Source organism: Algoriphagus lacus (assembly GCF_003583985.1).
In the GTDB taxonomy this organism is placed as follows: domain Bacteria; phylum Bacteroidota; class Bacteroidia; order Cytophagales; family Cyclobacteriaceae; genus Algoriphagus; species Algoriphagus lacus.
Window position 1 is genome coordinate 38880 of record NZ_QXML01000015.1, and the last position, 23318, is coordinate 62197.

The following is a 23318-nucleotide window of genomic DNA, read 5'->3' on the forward strand; positions in this document are numbered from 1 at the left end:
GCGACTCGGAAGATCGCCCAATTTCCGGCACAATCAAGTTTAACTATTAAAAACCTAATTTATCAAAAAGATGAAACAGTCCTTGTTCGCTTTTTCAGTAAGAAAAACCCTGTTTTTGGCGCTATTTGCCATGTTGGCTATGGGTGCTTGCAAGAGCAAAAAGAAAGCTGTGGCCCCTGCTCCAGCTCCAGCTCCACAAGAGGAAGTGGTTAAGCCAACTCCAACTCCTTCACCAGCAAGATCTGCTGAAGAAGTTGCTGCTGAAAAGCTGGAAAATTATTTTAACGCAGTTGCTGCTGCAGGAAACCCAAATTCCGCTAATCAAACCATTCAGGAAACTCTTGGAATGTTCTCAAACCAAGAAACTCCGGTATTGATCGTAATCCATGAGGAAAACGGAGTAAAGGATTATGATGAGCCTACCACCATCAAAAAATACCTTGACTACCTTAAGGATACCAAGAAAAATCTCAACTATATCTCTGACATCAGAATGGATGTAAGCGGTAAGGTGTCCGAGTTGGAACTGAGAAGAAAATAAGCCTAACCAAGATAATCCGAATTCATATGAAAAATAAATTGATTCTATTCCTGGGATTGTTCCTGTCTACTTCTGTTGCAGTCCTTGCTCAGGATAATATCAGCCCTGCACGAAAGCAGGCAATTGATTCACTTGCCTTGGAAAAGGTAAAGGACCTTTCCAAATACATTTCCATTATTGGTAGCAAGGAGACACAATTCTCAGAGGCGAACCGCGTTATGGATAGAGCTGAGGAACTTTTTGCTCCTGGAGCTGAAATGGGAGTTTCTTCGATCAACACTCAGGAAATCGCTTACTATAAAGTAAGGAGATATTTCGAGCGACTGATGGCTCTCAACTATGATCGAGTAAATATCACTTGGTATGACATACAATACATCTCTGACTTGGAAAGACAGCCTGACGGTAGATACGTTGGTGTGATTACCATCTATCAGAGATTTGAAGGTACTTCTATCGAAACTGGAATGAACTACAAAGACACCACTAAAAAGGATATCACTATCTACGTGGAAAAGAAACAAACCCAGATTGCCGGTCGTACTATCGAGTTTTGGGACGTCATGTTAGGTGACGTGAGAGTGACTGAAACCTCCGCATGAGAAAAACCTTTCTGATTTTTGCGTTTTTTATCGCAATCATCTCCAATGTCCCGGGGCAAGGCCTTGGCAGCCCCGGGACAATCAAGGATGATGGCAGATTTGCAGCTTCAACTAAGCAACTGAATCAATTTTTTAGAAGATTCAACGGAGAAGAATCAGTTGATGGTAACATCAGATTTTATCCTCAAGACTCTCTTTACAGGAACCTTCCCTTACGAAAAGGCTTTCTTACCATCCTTTTTGACAACCAAACTTCATCCATTTCCCCTGACCTCAAAAATCAATTCACCAAGAATGTGCTTTCTGAAGTCTATCCCCAATATTTGGTTTTTCATCAGCCAGGTTGGTATGCTGAAGTAAACACAGAGTTTTTCTTTAAAGGGAAAAGGGAAAAGGCTACACTCATTATGAAAATACAGGCCGAAGGGCTTGGTTATGAATGGGTTATTGATAAAGTAATTTTTGAGCCATTCAAAAATCTCTTCAATAAGCCGGTTGGTGATCAAAAAGCCTTTCTTCACCCTCTAAGTCATGAAATTGGTTTTATGAATATGAGGAGGGCATTTCAGGATTCGGGTTCACCGGAATCTTTCACACCAAGTACGTATGAACCGGATTATCTGGCAATCTTCTTGTATGAAATGAAGCAAAACAATCTTCGCTTTGAGACGGTCACTGGTCTGAAGTTTCACTTCTTTCAAATCGAAGGTTGGTATTTTGAAGTTAATCAATTCAACCGCCCAGGGTTCAACACCGGATGGTTGATCTCTAATTTGGTCAGACTGGGTCCAGGTGACAAAGAGACCATTCTCAAATACATTTATGATCAAGAATAAGCACATATTACTTACAGGCTTATTTTTCCTTATCAACCTCTCCCTTCAAGCCCAGACTATTAAAGGGTACACAAAAGAAGAGGTGCAGGAATTTTCCGCAAAAGTGGAAGATCAAGTTAGATTTTTGGAATACCTGCTGAATACTGTAGGAAGTACTGAAACTCCGGCCAGGGATAAAGATGTGATCATCCGAGAAAGCTATCTGAAAATTTTTCGTGATGAAAAAGTACAGGTGGAAGATGATTTACTTTTGGACAGAAAGGTGGTTACCAATAAGGACGTAACTGCTTACCTCAAGGACATTGAGTTTTTTTATAAAAACGTAGAATTTAAGTTCAAAATCCGTGAAGTAAAAGCAGCCCAGAAAGACAACGGAGAAGTTTATTTCCTCGCTTCTCTTGACCGCACCTTGACTGCCACTTCACTTTCCGGAGAAAAAATCACCAACACCAAACCACGCTTTGTTGAGGTTAATCTCCAGGAGAAATCCGAGGAGTTGAAGATTGTAAGCATTTACACCACCAAAGTAAGTCGGGACGAGGAATTGACCGCATGGTGGAAAACAATGGACGAGTCATGGAAATCTTATTTTAAGGAAAGATTTAACCTGGCACAAGAAGATTCGGCAAATCTTGACTGGTTATATCGGTTTGTGAGCATTGACTCGCTGGATATTTCCGGTAAAAATGAAATTAAAAGCCTAAGTCCACTTTCCGAACTGAGAGATCTGAAAGTGGTGAATATTTCCAATTCACGGATTACAGATCTTGGGCCGATTTCGAATGTAACTTTCTTGGAAAGCCTGAATTTAGCCAATACCTCTACTTCTGATATTCAGTTTATCAAATATTCCGACAGACTTAAGCACCTGGATATTTCAAATACTCAGATTGAGGACATCTCTCAGTTGCTCAATCTGAAAAGCCTTATTTCATTGAAAGCTCAAAAGACTCCTGTGATGAGTTTTGCAGTTTTGAATGAATTAAAAAACCTGACTCAGTTGGACTTAACAGAATCCGGTTTCAACAATGTGGAGAATGTGAAGGATTTGGTAAAGTTGGAGACACTCAACCTAAGCGGGAACTATATGATCAATTTCACCTCGCTGTCAGGATTAACTGCCTTGAAAAATCTTAACCTGTCTACTTCCAATCTGCAGGATTTGAGCCCCCTTCAGGGTTTGTCCAATCTGGAATTTTTGGATATCTCCGGAACGCAAGTTGCTGATTTGACGCCTTTGGAATCTTTGGCCAACCTGAAGAAAATCTCTGCAGATCAAACTAAACTCACAGCATTGGCTGCGGATGGCTTTGTGAGAAGAAATCCGGAAATTTTATTGATTCATCACGTGAAAGATCTTGAGTCTTGGTGGGCTGGGCTTTCACCTGCATGGAAAGAGGCACTTAAAAAGAACAATCCTGCCATAGCAAATGATACTCCAGGGGTGGAGACACTGACTCAAACAGTCACGCTTACCACACTAAATCTGGACAGCGCACAGATTGAAAATCTCAATCCTGTTACCCGGTTTGTGAATTTGGCAAAAATTGATTTTTCAAATAATCCGGTTTCTGATCTCCTTCCTTTGAGCGAAGTGAAAACCTTGGTCACTGTCACTGGTAAGAATACCCAGGTGAGTGACCTTTCTGCGATCAAGTCAAATGAACTTTTAGAGCGAATAGATCTTGAATTCAGTCCGGTCAAAAGTATTAAGGATATTGTTGCCTTGCCAAAACTCAGCTATCTGAATGTCAATGGTGGGGAGTTTTTTAAGGAAGAAGTGCCGGAGATTTTAATTCAAAAACCGGAAATGATACTTGTCTACCGAACTGATGAGCTCAATACCTGGTGGGAGAAATTGGATAGTCAGTGGAAAGAGGTCTTGAGAAGACAATTTTCATTGGGAGAAATCCCTGATACGGATCAATTGCATGTATTGACAGGAAAGTCTGAATTGGTATTTGAACGAGTTAGTATTTCCGATCTACAGCCAATCACCGCATTTTCCAATCTTAGAAGCCTTACGCTGTTTGATGCACCTGTTTCATCAGTATCACCAATCAGTGGCATGAAACTGCTGACCAAACTCCGACTTTCTCAGCTTCCGGTGATGGATTTTTTACCATTATCAGGATTGTCCGCCCTTCAGGAACTTGATATTTCTAATACGGGAATAGAAGATCTGTCTCCGATCAGTAATTTGTTTGAATTGAAAATTCTAAACCTTTCAGGTACCAATCTAAAAAGTCTGAAAGGACTTGAAACATTGGTTGCATTGGAAGAATTAGATGTGGCAAGTACCAACCTTAGATCTTTGAAGCCATTGGAAGGATTGAGCAATCTTAAAAAACTTTCCTGCTTCAACACCAACCTCACTACCCGTGCGGTGGATTCATTCAAGTCAACTCACCCCGATTGCGAAGTGAGGTTTTATTGAAAATAAAAAGGGGGAAAAAAATGCTGAAAAAAGTCCCTTAAAGATTTTCTAGAAAAAATAATGAGAAAAGTTGCTTAATCACCCTGACCAAAATTACATCCGTTACTCTTCCAAAAAATACCCAGTACTGGGTATTTTTTGTTTTTAAGGGTGGGAATTTTTCCACATTTTTAAATTATTTCAATATTGAGTATTGTTTATTGAAGAATGATAAAATTGATTTAGTTTATAATTTTTCTCATTTCAAGGGATCAAGATTCAGGTGATTGGCCTGAAACATCAAAACCTTTTGAATGAAAATCAAAAAGTGAAAATCAGCTAAAGATTAATTCCCAAGTCCTTATTTTCGGGAATGGGCAAAATTTTACCAGCCTCAGCGATCTTAGTTGTTTTCATGATCATGGCAGGTTTAAACCGTGGTTTTGATATTTCCGATGAGGGATTGTATGTTCTTCTTGCCGATCCATTGCAAGCCAATGTGGCTGGAATCTTTAATTACGATTTGCTTTTGAAATTGAATTACCAACTTTTTGGATATTCATTTTCACTTGTTGAACTCAGATTTCTTCGTCTCTTACTTTACCTTGCCGGTGCTTGGGCCTTGATCGGATTTTGGAAAAATGTAGCCGAAGAGCATAAACTCGACTGGAGTCATTTTTGGATTTTGTGTCTTGGGATTTTTTCCGGGTACGCATTTTTGCCCCCTACACTTTCCTATAATTCCCTTACTGTAGTCCTCACTTGCTTTTGGCTGAAATTGATTTCTGAAGCAGAATTTTCCGTTAAAACTGTGATTCTGCTTGGTGTTGTACTGGCATTTTTTGCTTACGTGAAAATTTCCTTAGTGATGATTTTCATTCTGATGACCATTCTGGCGATCCTATTCCTGAAAAAGGAAAATCCTTTCAAGGTGGTTCTTCTGTTCTTGCCGTTTATTTTTCTTGAGTTGATATTTTTTATGTTGTTGGATGAAAATGCCTTAACACGTCTTACAGATGGAATTCCTCTTAATCGGCAAAGACCGACTTACCAATTGGTGCACTTGATTAAAAGTGTACTTGTTGGAGTGTTTTGGGTAGCGATTCCCGCTTTTTTTTTCTTTGGTGTTGGGTATCTGGGAAGAACAAAGAAAAATGCCTTATATAATATTATGGCTATTGTGGCTATTGGCGGTTTTTGCCTAGTATGTTTTCTAACCCATGTGACTGAAGAATGGAATCATATTGTTCTGATTTTTTCTGCGGCTGTCCTTGGGTATTATTTTGGAAAAGGACCTAGTCCATTTGGAATATTGAATCTTTGGGCAATTATTCTTTTCCTTTTACCATTTCTTCTTCATTTCGGGAGTAATGTCTATTGGCTTAGAATTGGGATTCACTATTGGGTTTTCTGGATTATGGCTTTTTTTCTCCTTTCCAAAATAGAACCAAGAAAACTCTCAATTCCTATTAGTTTCATTTCCTTGGTTTTAGTGTTCAATGGGATTTGGTGGCATCCGTTTGGACTCGATACCCCTCTTTGGACTGAAAAAGTAGAGTGGATTAGAAATGGGAATGAGACCATTTATATTGATCGTGAACAAGTTGAGCTGGCTAAAAAAATCAAAGAGTGGAAAAGCTTAAGCGGAAATACCGAACTTCTTGCGGCTTATCGGATTCCGGGCCTAGTCTGGTTAGCCGATTTAAGAATTCCATATTCCCCCGGTTTTTGGGAAGAAAGGCAGCTAATTATTTTTTTTAAAAGCCAGCCTAAGGAAATGATCTATTGTAATCTGGAAGCCCTACCAAAAGACTGGAGTTTTGGTCATGCAAAAAACCTTGGTCAAATTCAGGGAAATAACTTTCAGTTATTATGGGATTGACTATAAACAACCGCTTTTTGATTTTTTGGTCCATCCTTGGAGCGCTTGGATTTATCCTCATCTGGAATCTCCCCTGGAGATTTCAGGTCAATGATGACGTGATCATGATGTGGTTGGTTTCTGGAGCCTACACAGGTACTCCTGAGTCCTATGCTGTTTTTATTCATCCGATTTTAAGTTGGATTCTTTCTCAACTCTATGAATGGAAACCGGAAATTCAATGGTATGGTGCTGCCTGGTTTTTAGTGATCGGACTCTCTTATTTTTTATTGATATTGAAACTATCAGAAACTACTTATGAACCCTCCCAAAAGGCATTTTTGGCTTTTTTTATCCTCCTTATCAGCATCCATTTTTGTATTTTCCCCCAATTTACATTGGTGGCTGGTTTTGCCTCTTTTTCTTCACTTTCGCTTTGGTATTCACGGTTAAACAGTCACAATTTTTTGATTAAGGGACTGACTATAGTGCTCTTTATTTTGGCAATAATGATACGATGGGAATCTACAGTTTTGATGGGGATAGGATTTGTGGCCTACAGATTATCCCTTGAAGGACTGAGATTTTTGAGCTCTAATCTTGTTAAGCTAATTGCTTTCGGGGTTTTGTTTCTTGTCCTTTTTGGAGGCAAAGTTTATTGGGAGAAGAATTCCGATTTTGCTGATTTTCTAAAATTCAACAAGATTAGAGCAGGAGTAATTGATCATCCGGTTTTTAGGCAAGAAATACTTGAAAAAAGAATTGAGGTGAATTCCGAATTTTACTTTTTTTCAAGATGGTTTTTTGAAGGCGAACGTCCAACTGAAAATGAACTCTTTGAGAAAAAGAGGATTTTGGACTCGCAGTTTTTTACAAAAGACCAGTTTACAAACTCTTTTATAAGATTGTGGGATTTTCAAAAGATAGAGGCATTTAAGTCTTTTCTGATAGCCGGGATTTTGTTTTTGTTTTTTTTCTCAACCAAAAGATCCTTCGCCTTATTCTCATTTTTTTTCATTTGGTTACTGTTCTTTTTTATTTTCAATCACTTCTATATCATTCAAGGACGGGTGATCTTTTTATTTTTTCTTTGTTTTCTGTTTCCGGTTTTTGAGGATTTTCTTCCAGCTTTCAACAATTTGGTGGTCAAAATGGCCTTTTTACTTTGCCTAATAGCCTTGCTTTATCACAGCTTCAATTTTCTTAAAGAAGCCAAAGGCAGGGCAATTATGGATAGGGAGTTTTTGGCCCTCAACCTAACTTTGGAGTCGGGAGTCCCTTTGATTTTTGAAGGGTATCAAGAGCATAACCTTGGTATTAAGTATTCATCCGCTCATCCTGTTTCTTTTATTTCCACAGGTTGGATTTCTAGAAGTGTTTTTCAGAAGAAAGCCTTGATTAGGATAGGACTTAAGGGATTTGAAGAAATTAACCGATTTGCACTGATTACTCCGACAATCAATAATGAAATCGTTTTTCCGGAATACATGAGCCATACTTTTGGAGATTTTAGAATGCTCGACTCGGTTAAAACCGATAATTTCCTTCTGATGGAATTTGTTAAAAAATGAATTTTGAAAACTTGTTGATTTTGTTTCAACCTTGGATTTTTCCCCTTCCCGATTAAATTTGTTTAACCGAGTAATTTTTTTACTCACTCTGCTAATTCCCCCTGGGACCGAAAGGGCGAAGCTTTTTCACGACTTTCACTTCAAGGATAAAATAACTCAACCACCTGAAAAAATAAAAAAATGAGTTTGTCCATTGAAAATGGATCATTCAAAACCATAAACCTATAACCAACCACTTTTTCTGCTCGACTCTCTCGTAACTTCCAAAACCCGGATCAAACTTCTTCTGAAGTTTTTTTCTCATTCCAACTCCGGCTACCTCCGATCTTTGGCTAAGGAATTTGATGAATCCACCAATTCTGTTCGGGTTGAACTCAATCGCCTCACGGATGCAGGACTGCTTTTGGCTGAGGATGATGGTAAGACCAAAGTCTATAAGGCTAACCAAAGCCACCCTTTTTTCCAGGAAATCAAAGGAATGGTCAGCAAATTTTTAGGTCTGGATGATTTGGTGGAACGGGTAGTCAAGCGGATGGGAAATGTAGAAAAGGCCATCATCACCGGAGATTATGCCATGGGAATTGACTCCGGAACAATTGATTTGACCCTGATCGGTAAAAATCTTGACCAGGAGTACCTCAATTTCCTAATTCATAAGACTTATGAAAAAATAAACCGGAAAGTCAAAGTGGAAATTCTGGAACATGATCCAGGCAATCTAAGTGGGATTCTGGTGTTCGGAAATTAATTAAAAGTGGAAAAGCAATACGTTAAGCCAGTTTTCAAAATTCTAGGAAGATTTCTAAGTGAATGTTTTACCTATCTAAACACTGGTAAAAATCTGGGTATGGCCCTTAGGGCCTTTCCGGCTTACTATTCTTACAATCGGAAACTTATCCCTCCCTACAAAGCTTCCAAACCGTGGATAGCACATTTTGCATTTCAACGATTGAAAAGTTTGATTAGGCCAAATATGTCCGTTTTGGAGTTTGGTTCTGGAGGGAGTACACTTTACCTCGCTGATAAGGTTGAATCGATTTACAGTATTGAGCATGATCCTTTTTGGTTTAAAGAAATCCATAAGGAATTGGAAAAGTATCCAAGTGTGACCCATGTCTTGGTTTCTCCTGAGAAAAAAGAGGGCGTGGAACAATATAAAAGTGTTAACGGACTTTTTTCCACGGGCCTGGACTTTGAAAAGTATGCACATGCCGCTGATCATTTGCCAGATAACAGTATTGACCTCCTTATCATTGATGGCAGGGTGAGACCACAATGTTTGAAACAAACAAAATCCAAACTCAAGCCAGGAGGAATATTGCTATTTGATAATGCTGATAGGGAATCCTATCAGGAGACCATTAAATCAGAACTTAATGGATGGAAAATGGAAATGTACAATGGGGTGACCGTATATGATGCTTTTTTTAATGAAACCAGAATTTACTATAAACCTTCTCATCTGTAACATGTCCAAACCGATAATGAAATATAATTTTAGTGGTTAAAGCCTTGTTTGATTTTTCTGTGATTGGCTCGGCTTGATTTCTTAAGAATGGGAGAACTTGAGAATAGCTTTTCCCGCAGAACCATCTATAAGGAATTTATACAGGTGATAAATTTTTTTAATGCAAAAAATGTAATTTCAGCTTCTGTTAAATCCCGATTTTAAGTTTTGGTAAGTGCAATCGTACCTGTATTCAATGCGGAAAATACACTAGTTAGAGCAGTTGACTCTATATTGATTCAGCCCGAAGTCGATGAGCTCATTTTGGTGGAGGATGGAAGCACAGATCGTAGTTTGGAGCTTTGCAGATTATTGGAAAGCCGGCACAGGAAGATTAAAGTACTTCAACATCCAAGGGGGGGCAACATGGGAGCGCCTGAATCCCGAAATTTGGGACTTTCTTTTGCTAAAAATGAATGGGTCCAGTTTATGGATGCTGATGATCAGCTGCTACCAGGCAAGATTTCTGATCAACTCTCCAGGGTAAAAGATGGTGTTGATCTGATTCTGGGAAAGGTTATCTATATTAACCAAGATGGTTCAGAGTCGCTTATAAATCCCTTTAAAGATGTTTGGTCAGGATTGATCGCTACACGATTGGGTTATACATCTTCCATTCTTTGGAGAAAATCTGCGGTCATAAAAGCTGGAGGCTGGGATGTAAACTTGCTCAATATTCAGGAATACAACCTGATTTTTTCCATGTTGAAATTGGGCTCAAAGGTGAACTATTCAAATCTTGGCCTCACAAGAGTTTATTTTTTGGCAAATTCCATTACCAATTCAAGTGATGTAGTTAAGGAAAAACGGGATCATTATTTTAAGTTCAGAGAGGAAATCCGAAACTATCTAATTGAAAAAAAACAATTCACACTTAAGAGAAGACATCATTTCAACAGTGTTTCGGGACTTATGTTGAAGTACCACCAACCGGAGTTTAAGGTGAATTTGGACAGGTTTTATTTTTGGTTGTATTCCCAAGTTAGATCAGTAAAAAAAACTTCCAAAAGTTTGAAAATTGGGATTTCAGGAGTGTTGATATTACTTTTTATCTCAATCTTGATCAAAATGATTTTATAGTGAATGCTTGAAGAAATTGATTTTCAGCGGATAAGAGATCGTTTTTTTGAATTTAGACACTCAATTTCTTCCTATCCGGGATTACATAGGTTGTTTTTAAAAGCACATGGATATCCACTTAACCTGAAGAACCCCAAAACGCATAACGAAAGACTCAATCATAAAAAGATTTATGACAGGAATCCCTTGATTCCGATTACATCGGATAAAGTAAGAGTCAGGGAGTTTGTAAAGGAGAAATTGGGAGAAAAGGAAGCAAACGAAATTCTGATTCCGGTCTATCATATTAGCAAAACCGGACAGGATATTCCTCACCACCAATGGGATTTTGAGTTTTTCATGAAAGCCAATCACTATTCGGGAGGAAATATGCTGGTGACACCCGGTACAGATCCGGAGTTGGTTAAAAATACCTGCCGTACTTGGTTGAAGTCCAGTTATGGGCAGGCACTTCACGAATGGGCTTATCGGGATATTCCCCGGCGAATTGTTTGTGAAAAAGTAATCCGAACAGAAGCCGGTGAAATCCCTGCAGATATAAAGTACTACTGTTATAATGGGCGGCCCAAAATGATCATGATTCTATCGGATCGATTTGGAAAGCAAAAAAGGGTCTTTACGGACGAGAACCTAAACTTCCTGCCCGGTGCCCAGATGTATGGTCAGGATCTGTTGTTTCCAATTCCAGAATTGCCAAATCATCCCAAAATGATGGAATTGGCTTCCAAACTAGCTGAGCAGTTTACTTTTTGTCGGATTGATTTCTACAGCGTGGGAAACAGGATTTTTTTCGGCGAAATCACACATTATACCGGATCTGGACTGGAAAAATTTGATGATTACGACTTGGATCTGGCTATTGGAAACCTTTGGCTTCCTGAAAACAGGGAAATTTCAGCTCTGCAAATGCTGGAAAAAGTGAAATACCAGAAAAATGAATCTCTTTAAAAAGAGGCTTTTCTGTTAAGAGATTTTTCCTTTTTTGCTTCACTGATTTAATTGGAATAAAGTAATCCTGATTAGTCATAGACCAAAGATCCAAATATCCAGACCTGAGCTTCCTGCGTAAAAAAGTGGCTTCAGAGAAATTTCTGTCAGTTTAGTTATCAGTTACCAACCTCTATAAATTCTTGTAAACTATTTACAATTCCCATCAGAAGTAAAGTTGTTTTCCAATCATTAATGACTACTCCAAACCCAAAAACCGTCAAAATCATCCAAGCCACCTCCGGCTGGAGGCTGATCGATTTCCAAGAGCTTTGGAGATATAAGGACCTCCTATATTTCCTGACGCTCAGAGGAATCAAAGCCCGATATGCACAGTCGATTTTGGGGGTGTCGTGGGCGATCATCCAACCCTTGTTTACGACCTTAGTTTTTACGTTGGTTTTTGGGGGACTGGCTAAAGTAGATTCTGACGGAATGCCTTATGTGCTCTTTTCCTACCTCGCACTTTGGCCGTGGAATTATTTTTCCGGCACCTTAACGGAATCCGCGAATTCCCTCATCCAAAATGCCAACATGATCACCAAGGTATATTTCCCAAGAATGGTACTTCCTCTTTCGGCAATTTTGTCCAAACTTCTTGATTTTGTGATAGCCTTTGTGGTGGTAATCGGGCTGTTAATTTATTTCAGGCAAATTCCAGGTTGGGGAGTCCTTGTCCTCCCATTGCTTACAATCCAACTGCTCATGTGTTCCTTGGGAATTGGAATGTTTCTTTCCGCCCTTGCAGTGAAATACCGCGATGTAAAACACGCCCTGACTTTTGTGGTTCAGCTGCTTTTATACGCAGCTCCTGTGGTCTATAGTACCTCTGCAGTTCCCGAAAAATACCTTGGTTTTTACATTTTGAATCCAATGGTAGGGGTTATTGAAGGTTTTCGGGCAGCATTTCTGGATCGCCCCATGCCTTGGGAGTGGATCTGGCCAGGTAGTCTGGTAGCTGTGGTATTCTTCATATTTGGAATGATGTATTTTCGTAGGATGGAACGAATCTTTGCAGACGTAGCGTGATCTTCACTATCCGAAGATCCCGATGTCACTTTTTTTTAAAAACAATGGGTACGTAGGATGGAACGGATCTTTGCGGATGTAGCGTAATGCCTTCGGTTCTTGGGTTGTTGTCCGCTGAAGCTGTTCTCAATTTGTTTTCCAACTAGTAGTCTGAGAACAAAACTACTAGGGCAACCCGATAAGGTGACAAAGAAAAGCTTATAATAATAACTTGAGTCCACAGACGATATAACCACCGGACTTTATCAATTCATGGCATCTCTTTCCATAGTTTCTCCAGTCTATCGAGCAGAACAAGTACTCGAACAGTTAGTCTTAAGGATCAAAAGCGTGGTAGAGGGAATTACTTCTGATTTTGAAATCATCCTCGTGGAAGACGCAAGTCCTGATCGGTCATGGGAAGAAATCGAACGGTTGGCAAAAGTCCATCCCGAAATTAAAGGCATCAAACTCTCACGTAACTTTGGACAGCACTATGCCATCACGGCAGGATTGGATCATGCCAAAGGAGAATGGGTGGTGGTCATGGATTGTGATCTTCAGGACCGGCCTGAGGAGATACCTGCCTTACTTACCAAAGCTCAGGATGGATTTGATGTAGTCTTAGCTCGTCGGGCAAACCGGCAGGATGGATTCATGAAGCGGCTATCGTCCAAACTTTTTTACCGTACTCTGGCCTGGTTGACAGGCTCGCATCAGGATGAAACCATCGCCAATTTTGGGATTTACAGTCAGAAAGTAGTTCAGGAAATCATCGGAATGCGGGAAAGCATCCGGTACTTCCCAACCATGGTCCGATGGGTAGGATTCAGACAGACCACCCTCGATGTAGTCCATGCTGCCAATGAGGAACGTGAAAGCAGTTATAACTTCAAACGCCTTTTCAATTTGGCGTTGGACATTATGCTGGCCTACAGCGACAAACCGATACGTCTTACTGTCAAACTTGGGCTTTTGGTTGCCCTGACCGGATTTTTGTTTGCCATTTATACCCTTATCAGATATTTGCAGGGAGAAATCATAGTGGCAGGTTATGCAAGTTTGATTATTTCCCTTTGGATGTTGACAGGTTTTATTCTGGTGACTTTGGGAATGGTAGGACTGTATGTGGGGAAAACTTTCGAGGGAGTCAAAAAACGGCCGATTTATATTGTGGAAAAGATGATCTCAACCGGAGCAGACTCCTCGAGCAAAGAGAAAGGTCTTAAACAATAACAGCTACTCTCAGTCAAAACGCTCGATATGTTACTTTCCCCACTTCCTTTCGATTCAGATCTGTTTGGCTATCCTGTAGGAAAGTGCCAAATAGCCGGAGATTGGGATGAGGAAAGTTTTTTGAGGCAAGCTAAGGACTATCGTCTGGTTTACATTTTTTCAAAAAAAACACTCAAGAATAACTCAACTTGCATCCATTTGGCGGATACCAAACTTACTTTTGAGAAGGGTATTCAAGAATTAGAATCATCCGATCCAGTTATTGTGCCTTATTCGGGAGAATTGACCGAACCACTTTTGAATCTCGCATTGGCAAGTGGTGGTTTTTCCCGATTCCATACCGATCCTGGATTTGTCAAAGGCGAATACGGGAAGCTTTATTCCCTTTGGATTAAAAATGCCCTTGCCCAAAATGAAGTTCTGATTGCAGATCAGATGTCAGGATTTGTCAGTTGTTCCATTTCCGGAGAAAAGTCAAACATCGGATTGATCGCCGTGGACAAAAACCAAAGAGGAATGGGCTGGGGAAAAAGACTGATCTTAGCCGCTGAGAATTTTGCCCAAAAAAAAGGAGCCAAATCTATGACCATCGGTACCCAGGAAGCCAATATTCCCGCTATAGCACTCTATAGAAGTTTAGGATATGAAGTGGTGGAACGCATGTACGTGTACCATTATCGGCCGCTGGGGAAAATTCCTTCGGTCGAAATGACCAACTCACTACCTTTGAAATGACCATCCCCTTCAATAAACCCTACCTTACCGGCAAAGAGCTGACCTATATCCAGGAAGCCGTAAACTTGGGTAAAATTTCAGGAAACGGGGAATTTACCCGGAGATGCCAAGACTTTTTTGAGAATCGGTATGGATTTCACAAATGCCTGCTCACTACTTCCTGTACAGACGCCTTGGAAATGGCAGCTATTCTGTTGGACATTCAGCCCGGGGATGAAGTGATCCTTCCCAGCTTCACTTTTGTGTCTTCTGCCAATGCATTTGTTTTAAGAGGCGCCAAAATTGTCTTTATCGATAGCAAGCCGGATCACCCCAATCTGGATGAAAGTCTGTTGGAGGAACTCATTACTCCGAAAACCAAGGCTATTGTGGTGGTTCATTACGGAGGACTTGCATGTGAGATGGAAAGGATCATGGACATTGCTGAAAGGCACAACCTGTTTGTCGTGGAGGATGCAGCCCAGGCGATTGACAGTTTTTACAAAGGAAAAGCCTTGGGAGGAATTGGGCATTTGGCCTGTTTTAGCTTTCATGAAACCAAAAACATCCAATGCGGAGAGGGCGGAATGCTGGTTGTCAATGATCCTGACTTGGTCAAGCGCGCAGAAATCATCTGGGAAAAAGGGACCGACCGTGCCGCTTTTTTCCGTGGAGAAATCGACAAATACGGTTGGGTGGACGTAGGGAGCAGCTTCCTGCCATCCGAAGTCACCGCGGCATTTCTTTGGGCCCAATTGGAAAACCTTGATATGATTCAGGACCGGAGGATGGAAATTTGGGATGCTTATTTTCAGTTTTTCAATGAAGGAAATCAAAACCAGAAGCTTTCTTCAGATTTTCTTGGACTGCTCCAAAAGGCATCTGAAGGATTGCCCTTCCATACGGCGGAAAGAGAATATCAGGCAAATGCCCACCTGTTTTACCTCATCTTTGATTTCCCGGAAGACAGATCCAGGTTTGCTCAAAGACTAAAAGAAAACCATATCCTTTCCGTATTTCATTACCAGAGTCTTCACCGTTCCCGATTGGCAAAGGCTTATTTCCCGGATCAAAGCCTAAGGGTTTTGCCTAATTCTGACCGGTTTTCTGACTCCCTGATCCGGTTGCCACTGTTCTATGAGTTGACTCCTCTGCCCAACGTCCCATGATCATCGCCGGTGCCGGAGGACACGCCCTGGAAGTCCTCGATATCCTAACCCATAATCAAATTTCTTCTATCGCTGTTTATGGAGAGGAAATATCACCTTTTTGGCCCTCCCAGCTCACTTCTTATACCCAGCTGGACCAAGTCGGGATGTGGCTTGCGCAATCCCCGGAATTTGTGTTGGGAGTAGGCTCTCCAACTCACAGAAAAAAACTCTTTCAGGCTTTTTCACAAAGGGGAGGGGTGTTGCAGCCCCTCAGAGGTCCTCAGGCTATAATCAGCCCAAGTGCCAAAAGCCATGGGGCGGATGTGCTTTCAGGCGCCTTTGTCGGTGCCCATGTTCAGCTTGGACTGGGTGTCTTGGTGAATACCGGAGCTCAGATTCACCATGAAGTCAGGGTGGGGGACTTCTCGGTGATCAATCCGGGAGCGGTCCTTCTTGGGGCTTGCCTGATCGGTTCCGAATGTTTTATCGGTGCTCAGGCAACCATTCTTCCCGGAGTCCGGATTGGGGATAGGGTGACGATCGGAGCAGGTGCTGTCATCATTCGAGATGTGCCTCCTGGAGTAACCGTTGTCGGTGTCCCCGGTCGAATCTTACCTCGACCGTAGCAGTCACCTCGAACGCAGTGAGAGGTCCCAAACAGTAAACACTGCTTCATGTTCCGCCATAGGTTAGAGAACGTAACCACTATGACAATCCGACAACCTGAACTTGATAATCCGATAAAATCCCCTCCAACTAACCAAACTGATAACTGCCCACTGCTCACAAAACACTGCTTGCCTTGATTCTTTCAGTCATCATCCCCAATTTCAACTCAGGGTCATTATTGGAGATTTCTGTTCGAAGACTTTTTCAATTTCCCTCGGCCAATTCCTTCGAAGTTTTGGTCATGGACAACTGCTCCATTGACGGTTCCACAGACTTCATCATTGGAAACCAATTTCCGGAAGTGCGACTCATCTCCCAAAATGACGGGGGAGTCTATTACGCCATGAATGAGGGAATCAGAAGATCAAAAGGGGACTGGCTCTATTTTTTGGGAGCAGGAGACTGCTTTTTCCCCGAACTATTAGATGAATCTGTCTTTCAAACAAATGCTGATTTCATCTATGCGGATGTTGATCAAAGTCCAAGTAGCCTCAAAGGAAAGGTTTCTCTCTCCGAAATTCTTTTTGAGAATATTTGTCACCAAGGTATTTTTTACAGAAGGTCTGCGATAACCAATCTGGGAGGCTATGATCCCCGATACCGCTACCTTGCAGACCATATTCTCAATATCCGTCTCTTTTTTGATCCTAAAATCAAAAAAATCCACCTTCCTTTGACCATTGCGTCCTACCTGGGAGGAGGTATCTCTTCAACCAAAAAGGATGAGTTTTTTCGTAAAAACAAGAAGAAACACATTCTCCGGGAACTCCTTCGCAACCCGGGGTTTAGTAGAGGACTAACTGTGGCCAACTATTTCTGGAAAGTGGGATCTATACATTTGACAACGGCTCTTTCCCGATATTCCCGCAGCAGTCACCTCGAACGTAGAGAGCCTGTCCCGAAGAAATGAGGGAAGGTCTCACTAGCTCACCATTTCTCTTCATCATAAGATTTCTCACTACGTTCGAAATGACTCTTCCCTCTTGCAATTCTCACGCGACCGAGTAATTTTATTACTCAGTCAGCTAAGTCCCCATTGGGACTGAAAGAGCGAAGCATTGATCAATGGTCAATTCCCAATTCTCAATAATCAAATACCAGGTATCGGTTTCTAAAATCCCTGAAAACTTGTAATGAGCACCTTGGAGACGGGAGTCGACAAGTTCGAAGTATTGATATTGTCCTGAAATCGCCCGACAGCAGTCAATCACCCGGCTGAAAACCCTACAAACCACCAACATGCCCCAGAAAAATAACCTGTTCCAAAAGTTAAGACTTTGGTTTTATGTACTGAGGCAAAACCGCTTTCGTGACAAACTGACTAAAAGGATTCTAAAGTTTACTTCCTCTCCTGAAGGGAAGAAATATGAAGCCGAAGGTGCATTCATCGCCAGCCATGGCTTGACCGTTTTTCCCTATCCTTTTCAATTTAACTACGACAGGAGCAAAGTTGAATTGGGGTTTTCAGAGGAGTATCCGTATTTCGATTATAAAGGAAAGCCCCTTTTCCTTCCCAAATCATGGAGTAGCGATAAGGCAAAAGCCTATGCAAATGATGTTCTCAAGGAACAGGATGCACAATCCCCGCATGTTTATAACACCCCTCTTTTCACCTTGGATCAGGAAGATATCCTGTTGGATATCGGGTGTGGGGATGCCAATTTTTCTCTTGAAAGCATTGAAAAGGTAAAAAAGGTCTTTCTTTTTGAATCGGATCCGAAATGGGTTATTCCTTTGGACAAAACCTTCCAAAAGTGGAAAAATAAAGTCCAGTTTTTCAACAGGCGGGTAGGAACTGATTTGGATTCCATTGATCTATCTAAGATAAAAGACCTGGCTTCCCAACAAGTGGTATTCAAAATTGATGTGGATGGGGCCGAACGGGAGGTGCTCAAATTGATTGATCCCCTGTTGAACCAATTGAAGTCCATAAAAGTAGCCATCTGTACCTACCATCAGAATCAGGATGCCAGTGATTTTGAGCATTGGTTTAAAACCCGAGGATTTGACACAAGCTTTGGAAAGGGATACATGGTTTTTCATCCCGATGCCCAGATCAAAAAACCCTTCTTCAGACCGGGAGTCCTTTTTGCCTATCGTAACTCAGTAACCAGCCTCAGTAATCAGTAAACAGTCTGATCACTGTAAACTGTTTACTGACCACTGCCTACTACCAACTGAAATGATTCCCGTTACAAAGCCCTTCCTTCCTCCCCGAGCGGAATACGACCGCTACCTCGACGGCATCTGGGAACGAAACTGGCTGACCAACAACGGCCCCTTGGTCAACGAACTGGAGCTTTCCCTCAAAGAATACCTTGGACTGGACCACTTGCTTTTCGTCGGCAATGGTACCATCGCACTCCAACTCGCCATCAAGGCTCTGGACCTTAAAGGGGAAATCATCACCACACCTTTTTCCTACGTAGCCACTACTTCCAGCATCGTCTGGGAAGGCTGCATCCCTGTTTTTGTGGATATTCTTCCGGACAAACTCACGATCGATCCTACCAAGATCGAAGCAGCGATAACGCCTCATACTTCTGCCATCCTCGCTACACACGTCTATGGGATTCCCTGTGACGTGGAGGCCATACAGGAGATCGCAAACCGGCATGGGCTCAAGGTGATCTACGATGGGGCACATGCCTTTGGGGTAAAGGTCAAGGGCAAATCCATATTTGCATTTGGAGACATCTCCACCTGTAGTTTTCACGCGACCAAGCTCTTCCATACCATCGAAGGTGGGGCAGTAGTCACACGGGACCCAGAACTACTTAAACGCATGGCTTACCTCCGCAACTTTGGTCACGATGGCTATGAGAACTTCAATGGCATCGGAATCAACGGCAAAAACTCCGAATTCCATGCCGCCATGGGCCTGGCCCTGCTGCCTTACCTATCGGAGATCCTCAGCATGCGCAAGCAACAAAGCGAGACCTATCATCACCTGCTTCAGGGGCTGAAGGTCCGCTTCCCCTTGACCCAAGACCTAGAGTCCTACAATTACGCTTACTTTCCCATCATCTTCCCGGACGAGGCCCAACTGCTCAAAAGCAAGGAGGTCCTGGAAACCCACGGAGTTTTCGGACGACGCTACTTCTACCCGGGACTGAATACCCTGGACTATACCAAAGGAGATTGTCCGGTGTCTGATGAAATCGCGGCTCGAGTGCTTTGCCTACCGATCTATCACACCCTTTCCAAAGAAGAACAGCGGATGATTGCAAGGTTGCTGTTGAGGGTGCAGAATAATTAAGTTTTGGAAAAAGTAAATATCAATTTCTCAAATCCAGTCTTTAAAGAAAAATCCAAAAAACAGTTGAAGAACTTTATTAAGAAAATAGGTCCTTTAGTTAAAATTTATAGAAAGCTATTCCCGACGCCAATGAAAAATGGGTCCCATTGGTGTAGAGTCATTATGGATCAGGAATCAAAAAAAATGATTCAGAAATTACCCTTTGATCAACTCAAAACTTTGGAAATTTCTGGAAGTAAATGGAGGGATTTTGGTTTCAGCTTTTACAAGTTTCTAGATTTTCCTGAATTTGATCTTTGTGAAGACAAAATTCCTGATAAATATGACCTGATTATTGCAGAGCAAGTATTTGAGCATTTGAATTATCCATACAGGGCTGGAAGAAACGTTTATGAGGCACTGAACCCAGGTGGTTATTTCTTAATCACCGTTCCATTTTTGCTAAAAATTCATAATCATCCAATTGATTGTACTAGATGGTCTAAAACTGGGCTGAAGCATTTTCTAGTGGAATGCGGCTTTGAAATTGATTTAATTGAATCCGATTCTTGGGGGAATAAAGAAGCAGTCATAAAAAATTTGGATCGTTGGGTGGTCTATGATAAGCAAAGGCATTCATTGAAAAATGAAGAAAATTTCCCTTTGGTAGTTTGGGCTTTGGCAAAAAGAGAGATTGACCAGTGAAAGTTGAAAAGCTAGGTTATTTACCTGCCTTGGATGGACTTAGAGGTATAGCTATAATATTGGTGTTGTTGACACATGCTAATTTTCAGTTAGGGCATAACGGAATAATAGGGGTTCATATTTTTTTTGCATTATCTGGATTCTTGATTACTACTTTAATTTTGGAAGAAAAGCATACAACGGGAAATTTTTCTTTCTTTCGTTTTTACAAGAGAAGATTTTTAAGACTAATTCCTGCACTTGTATCTTTACTAATAATTGTTTTGTTGTATGCAGTTATTTTTCAAGAGGGTTCTCAAAAGAATTCCTTGATAGAGGAGATAATTGCCTCCTTATTTTATTTTTATAATATTATGTGGATATGGGATATTGGGAAAGAAACTACCCTTTTGGCTCATTCTTGGTCATTATCAGTTGAGGAACAGTTTTATTTGGTTTGGCCTGCCTTTTTAATTTTATTTCAGGAAAAACTGAAAAAATGGCAATTTATTCTGACAATGTTCTTTCTTTTGGTTGGCTCAATGGTAGTTAAGCACATTGGAGTTGTCGGCTTAATCTATAATTCACTTATTCATGAAGCAATATTTTTTGGTTGCTTGGCAGGTTTGACAAGATTTTTTTATCCAAATCTATATTTCGATTGGCGACTTGGTAGCATTCTTTTAGTATTTATCGCTTTTATTGGGATTTTCCCTTCATCATTCGTTCAAGTATATTTGACTGAATCATTTGTAGGCATTTTTGGAATACTGACATCCTTAATAATTCTTGGGTTGTTTTCTTTGCCTTCTAATCTTTTAACCACTCATTTATCTAATCCATTATTAGTATTTATAGGAAAGATTTCATATTCACTTTATTTGTGGCATGTTCCAATTTTCAAGTGGTTCAAACAATATTCGATATTTGAGCCTTGGGTTTCATTTTTTCTTAAATTTTTAATAACATTTTTATTGGCAACTTTTTCATGGAGAGTTCTTGAAGTAAAATTTAGAATTAGGTAATATTTAAATCATCTAGCAAAGTCCCTATATCTAAATGAGAAGTCTACTTACTTTGATTTCTAGTATTTTACCTAACTCCATTAGAGATCAATTTAGAACCAAGATTTGGGCCCTGACTGACTGGGTTTCATTTAGGTCTTATTCAGGAGAGGGCGAGGATATGATTCTCAGAAAAATTTTTACCAATAAGGAGAAGGGATTCTATGTCGATGTGGGTGCTTACCATCCTAAAAAATTGTCTAACACCTATTATTTCTATAAAAAGGGGTGGAATGGAATCAATATAGATGCTATGCCAGGAAGTATGAAACTTTTTGATCAGCTTCGGAAAAGGGATATTAATTTGGAAATTCCGATCGGTAAAGATGGAGAGGATGTATACTATTACGAATTTAAAGATAAGGCGCTGAATGGCTTTGAATCGGATCATCTAAAAAACAAAAATCAAACAAAACCCCAGAATCAACTTTTAGAAGTTCATAAGATGAAATGTAATTCTTTAGATACAATTCTAAGAAGCTATTTGCCAAATGGGCAAGAAATTGACTTTTTATCAATAGATGTGGAGGGACAGGAAATGAAAATACTTCAATTTTTAGATTTTTCGACCTATAAGCCTACGTGGCTTCTAGTTGAAATTTGGGATTATGATTGTCATGATAATAGAAGGAATGAGATTGTCAATTTTTTATATGAAAAAGGTTATACTGTTAAAGCAAAAACGTTGAATACTGTTTTTTTTAAAAATATTTCTAAATAATTTAATTGTGAATCAAATAGTTTGAGTTTTTAAAAATGAATATTTCTGTAATTAGTTTTCTGAGTTTTTGCCTTTTAACTTTTTTATTATCGATCCTGAGGTTTTCTAATTTTTCAAGATTTGAATCTGTTATATTTTTCTTAATCCTTTGGGTTTCAGGATTTGCTGTTTGGGTAACAAAGGGTTTTTCTATTTTTACTTTATCCTTTATAGGTATAATAGTTGTTTTAGTAAATAATAGAAGTAAAATACGGATTTATTCTCTAGGTTTATTTCAAATTTATTTCCCAATTGTCTTTTTTGTTTTATTTTATTTTATATATTACGTCTTTTCCAACTTTTCGCTTTCATATCCACATGAGGATTATCTTATTTATGAGCGAATTGGTTATTATAATTATCTTTATGAAGTTGAAAATACTCGAACTTTTTATAATGTAATTTCAAAGATTCAACCCAAAATGGAGTTATATCATTTTTTTGAAATATGGGCAGCCACTCTATTGACTCAGATAAATGGACTGAAGTTTTTGGAAAACTTTATTTTGGTACTTTGCCCAGTGATGATTTGGATTACTTGGCTGGGATTTTTGGAATTGTTTCCTGAAAAAAGAGTGTTTATGATAATTGGAATATTATTTTCCATATTAATATTCATAAACCCATATGATATTGTAATTGAGTTTTTCGAATTCCCACTACCAATTTCAGGATTAGGAGGTATATTGTTTCACTTAAAGTATTTGTTTGTTCTTCCGATATTACTATTTGTTTTGATTCAATTAAAAAAATCTAATACGAATTATTTAATCTTTTCTGTGATTTCCTTTCTTTATTTGTTAGTATTTCCGGTACTATTGGCAAGCCTTATCTTATATGATTTTTATAAAAAAAGGTTGAGTTGGAGAACTTTTTTTATTCCAATTTTTCTAGGTTTGTTCTTTATTGCTTTGAGTTTAATCTTGAATCGAGATCCTATTTTTCCAAAGACTGATATTATGCATTTTAATAACTTTTTCTTGGTGAGTAAAGTATTTATAATGGGGTTATTTTTTCCCTCAGTTCTTTTTTTGATTATTTTGAAGTTGGTTAAAGCTAACGATTTTCAAAAATCTCTTGTCCTATTTTTTACATTTACATCTTTCATAGGTTCTTTTCTTTGGGTTTTATATTCTGATAATATTGACGCTAATCAGCTTTATAGAAATTCAATTTCTTCATTTTTTCCGCTTACTTTATTTGTGTTAATAGAGAAATTTTTCGATCATGTTTTTTTTAATATTTTAGATTTGGCTTTATGTTCGATCTTGCTGTTTTTTTTTATTTTATAAGTCAATTTATTTCACTTTTTTTTTCCCTGATAAGCCAAATTAACGTCAAGATATTTAGTGTCAAAATTACGATGTTTAATTTTACAAATTCAGACAGAGCT

Annotated in this window: 22 protein-coding genes; all 22 read left to right on the forward strand. The window is 39.7% G+C overall.

The window, feature by feature from the left end; translation table 11 throughout:
* Positions 1 to 70 precede the first annotated feature (70 nt).
* The 22 genes from D0X99_RS19460 to D0X99_RS19570 all read left to right on the forward strand — a co-directional run bounded on the left by D0X99_RS19460 (position 71) and on the right by D0X99_RS19570 (position 23217).
* Positions 71 to 541, forward strand: a complete 471-nt coding sequence (locus D0X99_RS19460; RefSeq protein WP_119479546.1) for a nucleoid-structuring protein H-NS — start codon at positions 71 to 73, stop codon at positions 539 to 541.
* 26 nt (positions 542 to 567) lie between these two features.
* Complete coding sequence (locus tag D0X99_RS19465; RefSeq protein ID WP_119479547.1) at positions 568 to 1143, forward strand: hypothetical protein; 576 nt, start codon at positions 568 to 570, stop codon at positions 1141 to 1143.
* Entirely contained in the window at positions 1140 to 1979 is an 840-nt protein-coding gene (locus D0X99_RS19470; RefSeq protein WP_119479548.1) for a hypothetical protein, read from the forward strand. Before D0X99_RS19465 ends, D0X99_RS19470 begins: the two co-directional genes overlap by 4 nt.
* Positions 1966 to 4416, forward strand: a complete 2451-nt coding sequence (locus D0X99_RS19475) for a leucine-rich repeat domain-containing protein (protein WP_119479549.1) — start codon at positions 1966 to 1968, stop codon at positions 4414 to 4416. Before D0X99_RS19470 ends, D0X99_RS19475 begins: the two co-directional genes overlap by 14 nt.
* A gap of 352 nt (positions 4417 to 4768) precedes the next feature.
* Positions 4769 to 6277 carry a hypothetical protein gene (locus D0X99_RS19480; protein ID WP_119479550.1) on the forward strand — a complete coding sequence of 503 codons (1509 nt, stop codon included), beginning with the start codon at positions 4769 to 4771 and terminating at the stop codon, positions 6275 to 6277.
* On the forward strand, positions 6268 to 7827 hold the full coding sequence (locus D0X99_RS19485; RefSeq protein ID WP_119479551.1) for a hypothetical protein: 1560 nt from the start codon (positions 6268 to 6270) through the stop codon (positions 7825 to 7827). Before D0X99_RS19480 ends, D0X99_RS19485 begins: the two co-directional genes overlap by 10 nt.
* Positions 7828 to 8068: 241 nt before the next feature.
* On the forward strand, positions 8069 to 8575 hold the full coding sequence (locus D0X99_RS19490; protein ID WP_119479552.1) for a winged helix-turn-helix domain-containing protein: 507 nt from the start codon (positions 8069 to 8071) through the stop codon (positions 8573 to 8575).
* 99 nt (positions 8576 to 8674) lie between these two features.
* On the forward strand, positions 8675 to 9295 hold the full coding sequence (locus D0X99_RS19495) for a class I SAM-dependent methyltransferase (protein ID WP_119479553.1): 621 nt from the start codon (positions 8675 to 8677) through the stop codon (positions 9293 to 9295).
* Positions 9296 to 9502: 207 nt separating this feature from the next.
* The gene (locus D0X99_RS19500; protein WP_119479554.1) at positions 9503 to 10414 is read left to right on the forward strand and encodes a glycosyltransferase family 2 protein; all 912 of its coding nucleotides are present in this window, start codon (positions 9503 to 9505) and stop codon (positions 10412 to 10414) included.
* 3 nt (positions 10415 to 10417) lie between these two features.
* Positions 10418 to 11362, forward strand: a complete 945-nt coding sequence (locus D0X99_RS19505) for an ATP-grasp fold amidoligase family protein (protein ID WP_119479555.1) — start codon at positions 10418 to 10420, stop codon at positions 11360 to 11362.
* 234 nt (positions 11363 to 11596) lie between these two features.
* Entirely contained in the window at positions 11597 to 12430 is an 834-nt protein-coding gene (locus tag D0X99_RS19510; RefSeq protein WP_119479556.1) for an ABC transporter permease, read from the forward strand.
* A gap of 252 nt (positions 12431 to 12682) precedes the next feature.
* On the forward strand, positions 12683 to 13645 hold the full coding sequence (locus D0X99_RS19515) for a glycosyltransferase family 2 protein (protein WP_119479557.1): 963 nt from the start codon (positions 12683 to 12685) through the stop codon (positions 13643 to 13645).
* 27 nt (positions 13646 to 13672) lie between these two features.
* On the forward strand, positions 13673 to 14380 hold the full coding sequence (locus tag D0X99_RS19520) for a GNAT family N-acetyltransferase (protein ID WP_119479558.1): 708 nt from the start codon (positions 13673 to 13675) through the stop codon (positions 14378 to 14380).
* A complete protein-coding gene (rffA, locus tag D0X99_RS19525) occupies positions 14377 to 15528 on the forward strand; it encodes a dTDP-4-amino-4,6-dideoxygalactose transaminase (RefSeq protein WP_119479559.1) in 1152 nt (383 codons plus the stop codon). The genes D0X99_RS19520 and rffA overlap by 4 nt, the downstream gene beginning before the upstream one ends.
* Positions 15525 to 16136, forward strand: a complete 612-nt coding sequence (locus D0X99_RS19530; protein WP_119479560.1) for a NeuD/PglB/VioB family sugar acetyltransferase — start codon at positions 15525 to 15527, stop codon at positions 16134 to 16136. Before rffA ends, D0X99_RS19530 begins: the two co-directional genes overlap by 4 nt.
* A gap of 176 nt (positions 16137 to 16312) precedes the next feature.
* Positions 16313 to 17089, forward strand: coding sequence for a glycosyltransferase (locus D0X99_RS19535; RefSeq protein WP_158587739.1), 777 nt, complete (start codon positions 16313 to 16315; stop codon positions 17087 to 17089).
* 329 nt (positions 17090 to 17418) lie between these two features.
* Entirely contained in the window at positions 17419 to 18309 is an 891-nt protein-coding gene (locus tag D0X99_RS19545) for a hypothetical protein (protein WP_119479563.1), read from the forward strand.
* 52 nt (positions 18310 to 18361) lie between these two features.
* Positions 18362 to 19438 carry a DegT/DnrJ/EryC1/StrS family aminotransferase gene (locus D0X99_RS19550; protein WP_119479564.1) on the forward strand — a complete coding sequence of 359 codons (1077 nt, stop codon included), beginning with the start codon at positions 18362 to 18364 and terminating at the stop codon, positions 19436 to 19438.
* A 3-nt stretch (positions 19439 to 19441) separates the two neighbouring features.
* Positions 19442 to 20122: a class I SAM-dependent methyltransferase gene (locus D0X99_RS19555; protein WP_147392273.1), complete on the forward strand. Its 681-nt coding sequence runs from the start codon at positions 19442 to 19444 to the stop codon at positions 20120 to 20122.
* On the forward strand, positions 20119 to 21126 hold the full coding sequence (locus D0X99_RS19560; RefSeq protein WP_119479566.1) for an acyltransferase family protein: 1008 nt from the start codon (positions 20119 to 20121) through the stop codon (positions 21124 to 21126). The genes D0X99_RS19555 and D0X99_RS19560 overlap by 4 nt, the downstream gene beginning before the upstream one ends.
* Before the next feature lie 34 nt (positions 21127 to 21160).
* A complete protein-coding gene (locus tag D0X99_RS19565) occupies positions 21161 to 21886 on the forward strand; it encodes an FkbM family methyltransferase (protein ID WP_119479567.1) in 726 nt (241 codons plus the stop codon).
* A gap of 35 nt (positions 21887 to 21921) precedes the next feature.
* Positions 21922 to 23217, forward strand: coding sequence for a hypothetical protein (locus D0X99_RS19570; RefSeq protein WP_119479568.1), 1296 nt, complete (start codon positions 21922 to 21924; stop codon positions 23215 to 23217).
* Positions 23218 to 23318 lie beyond the last annotated feature (101 nt).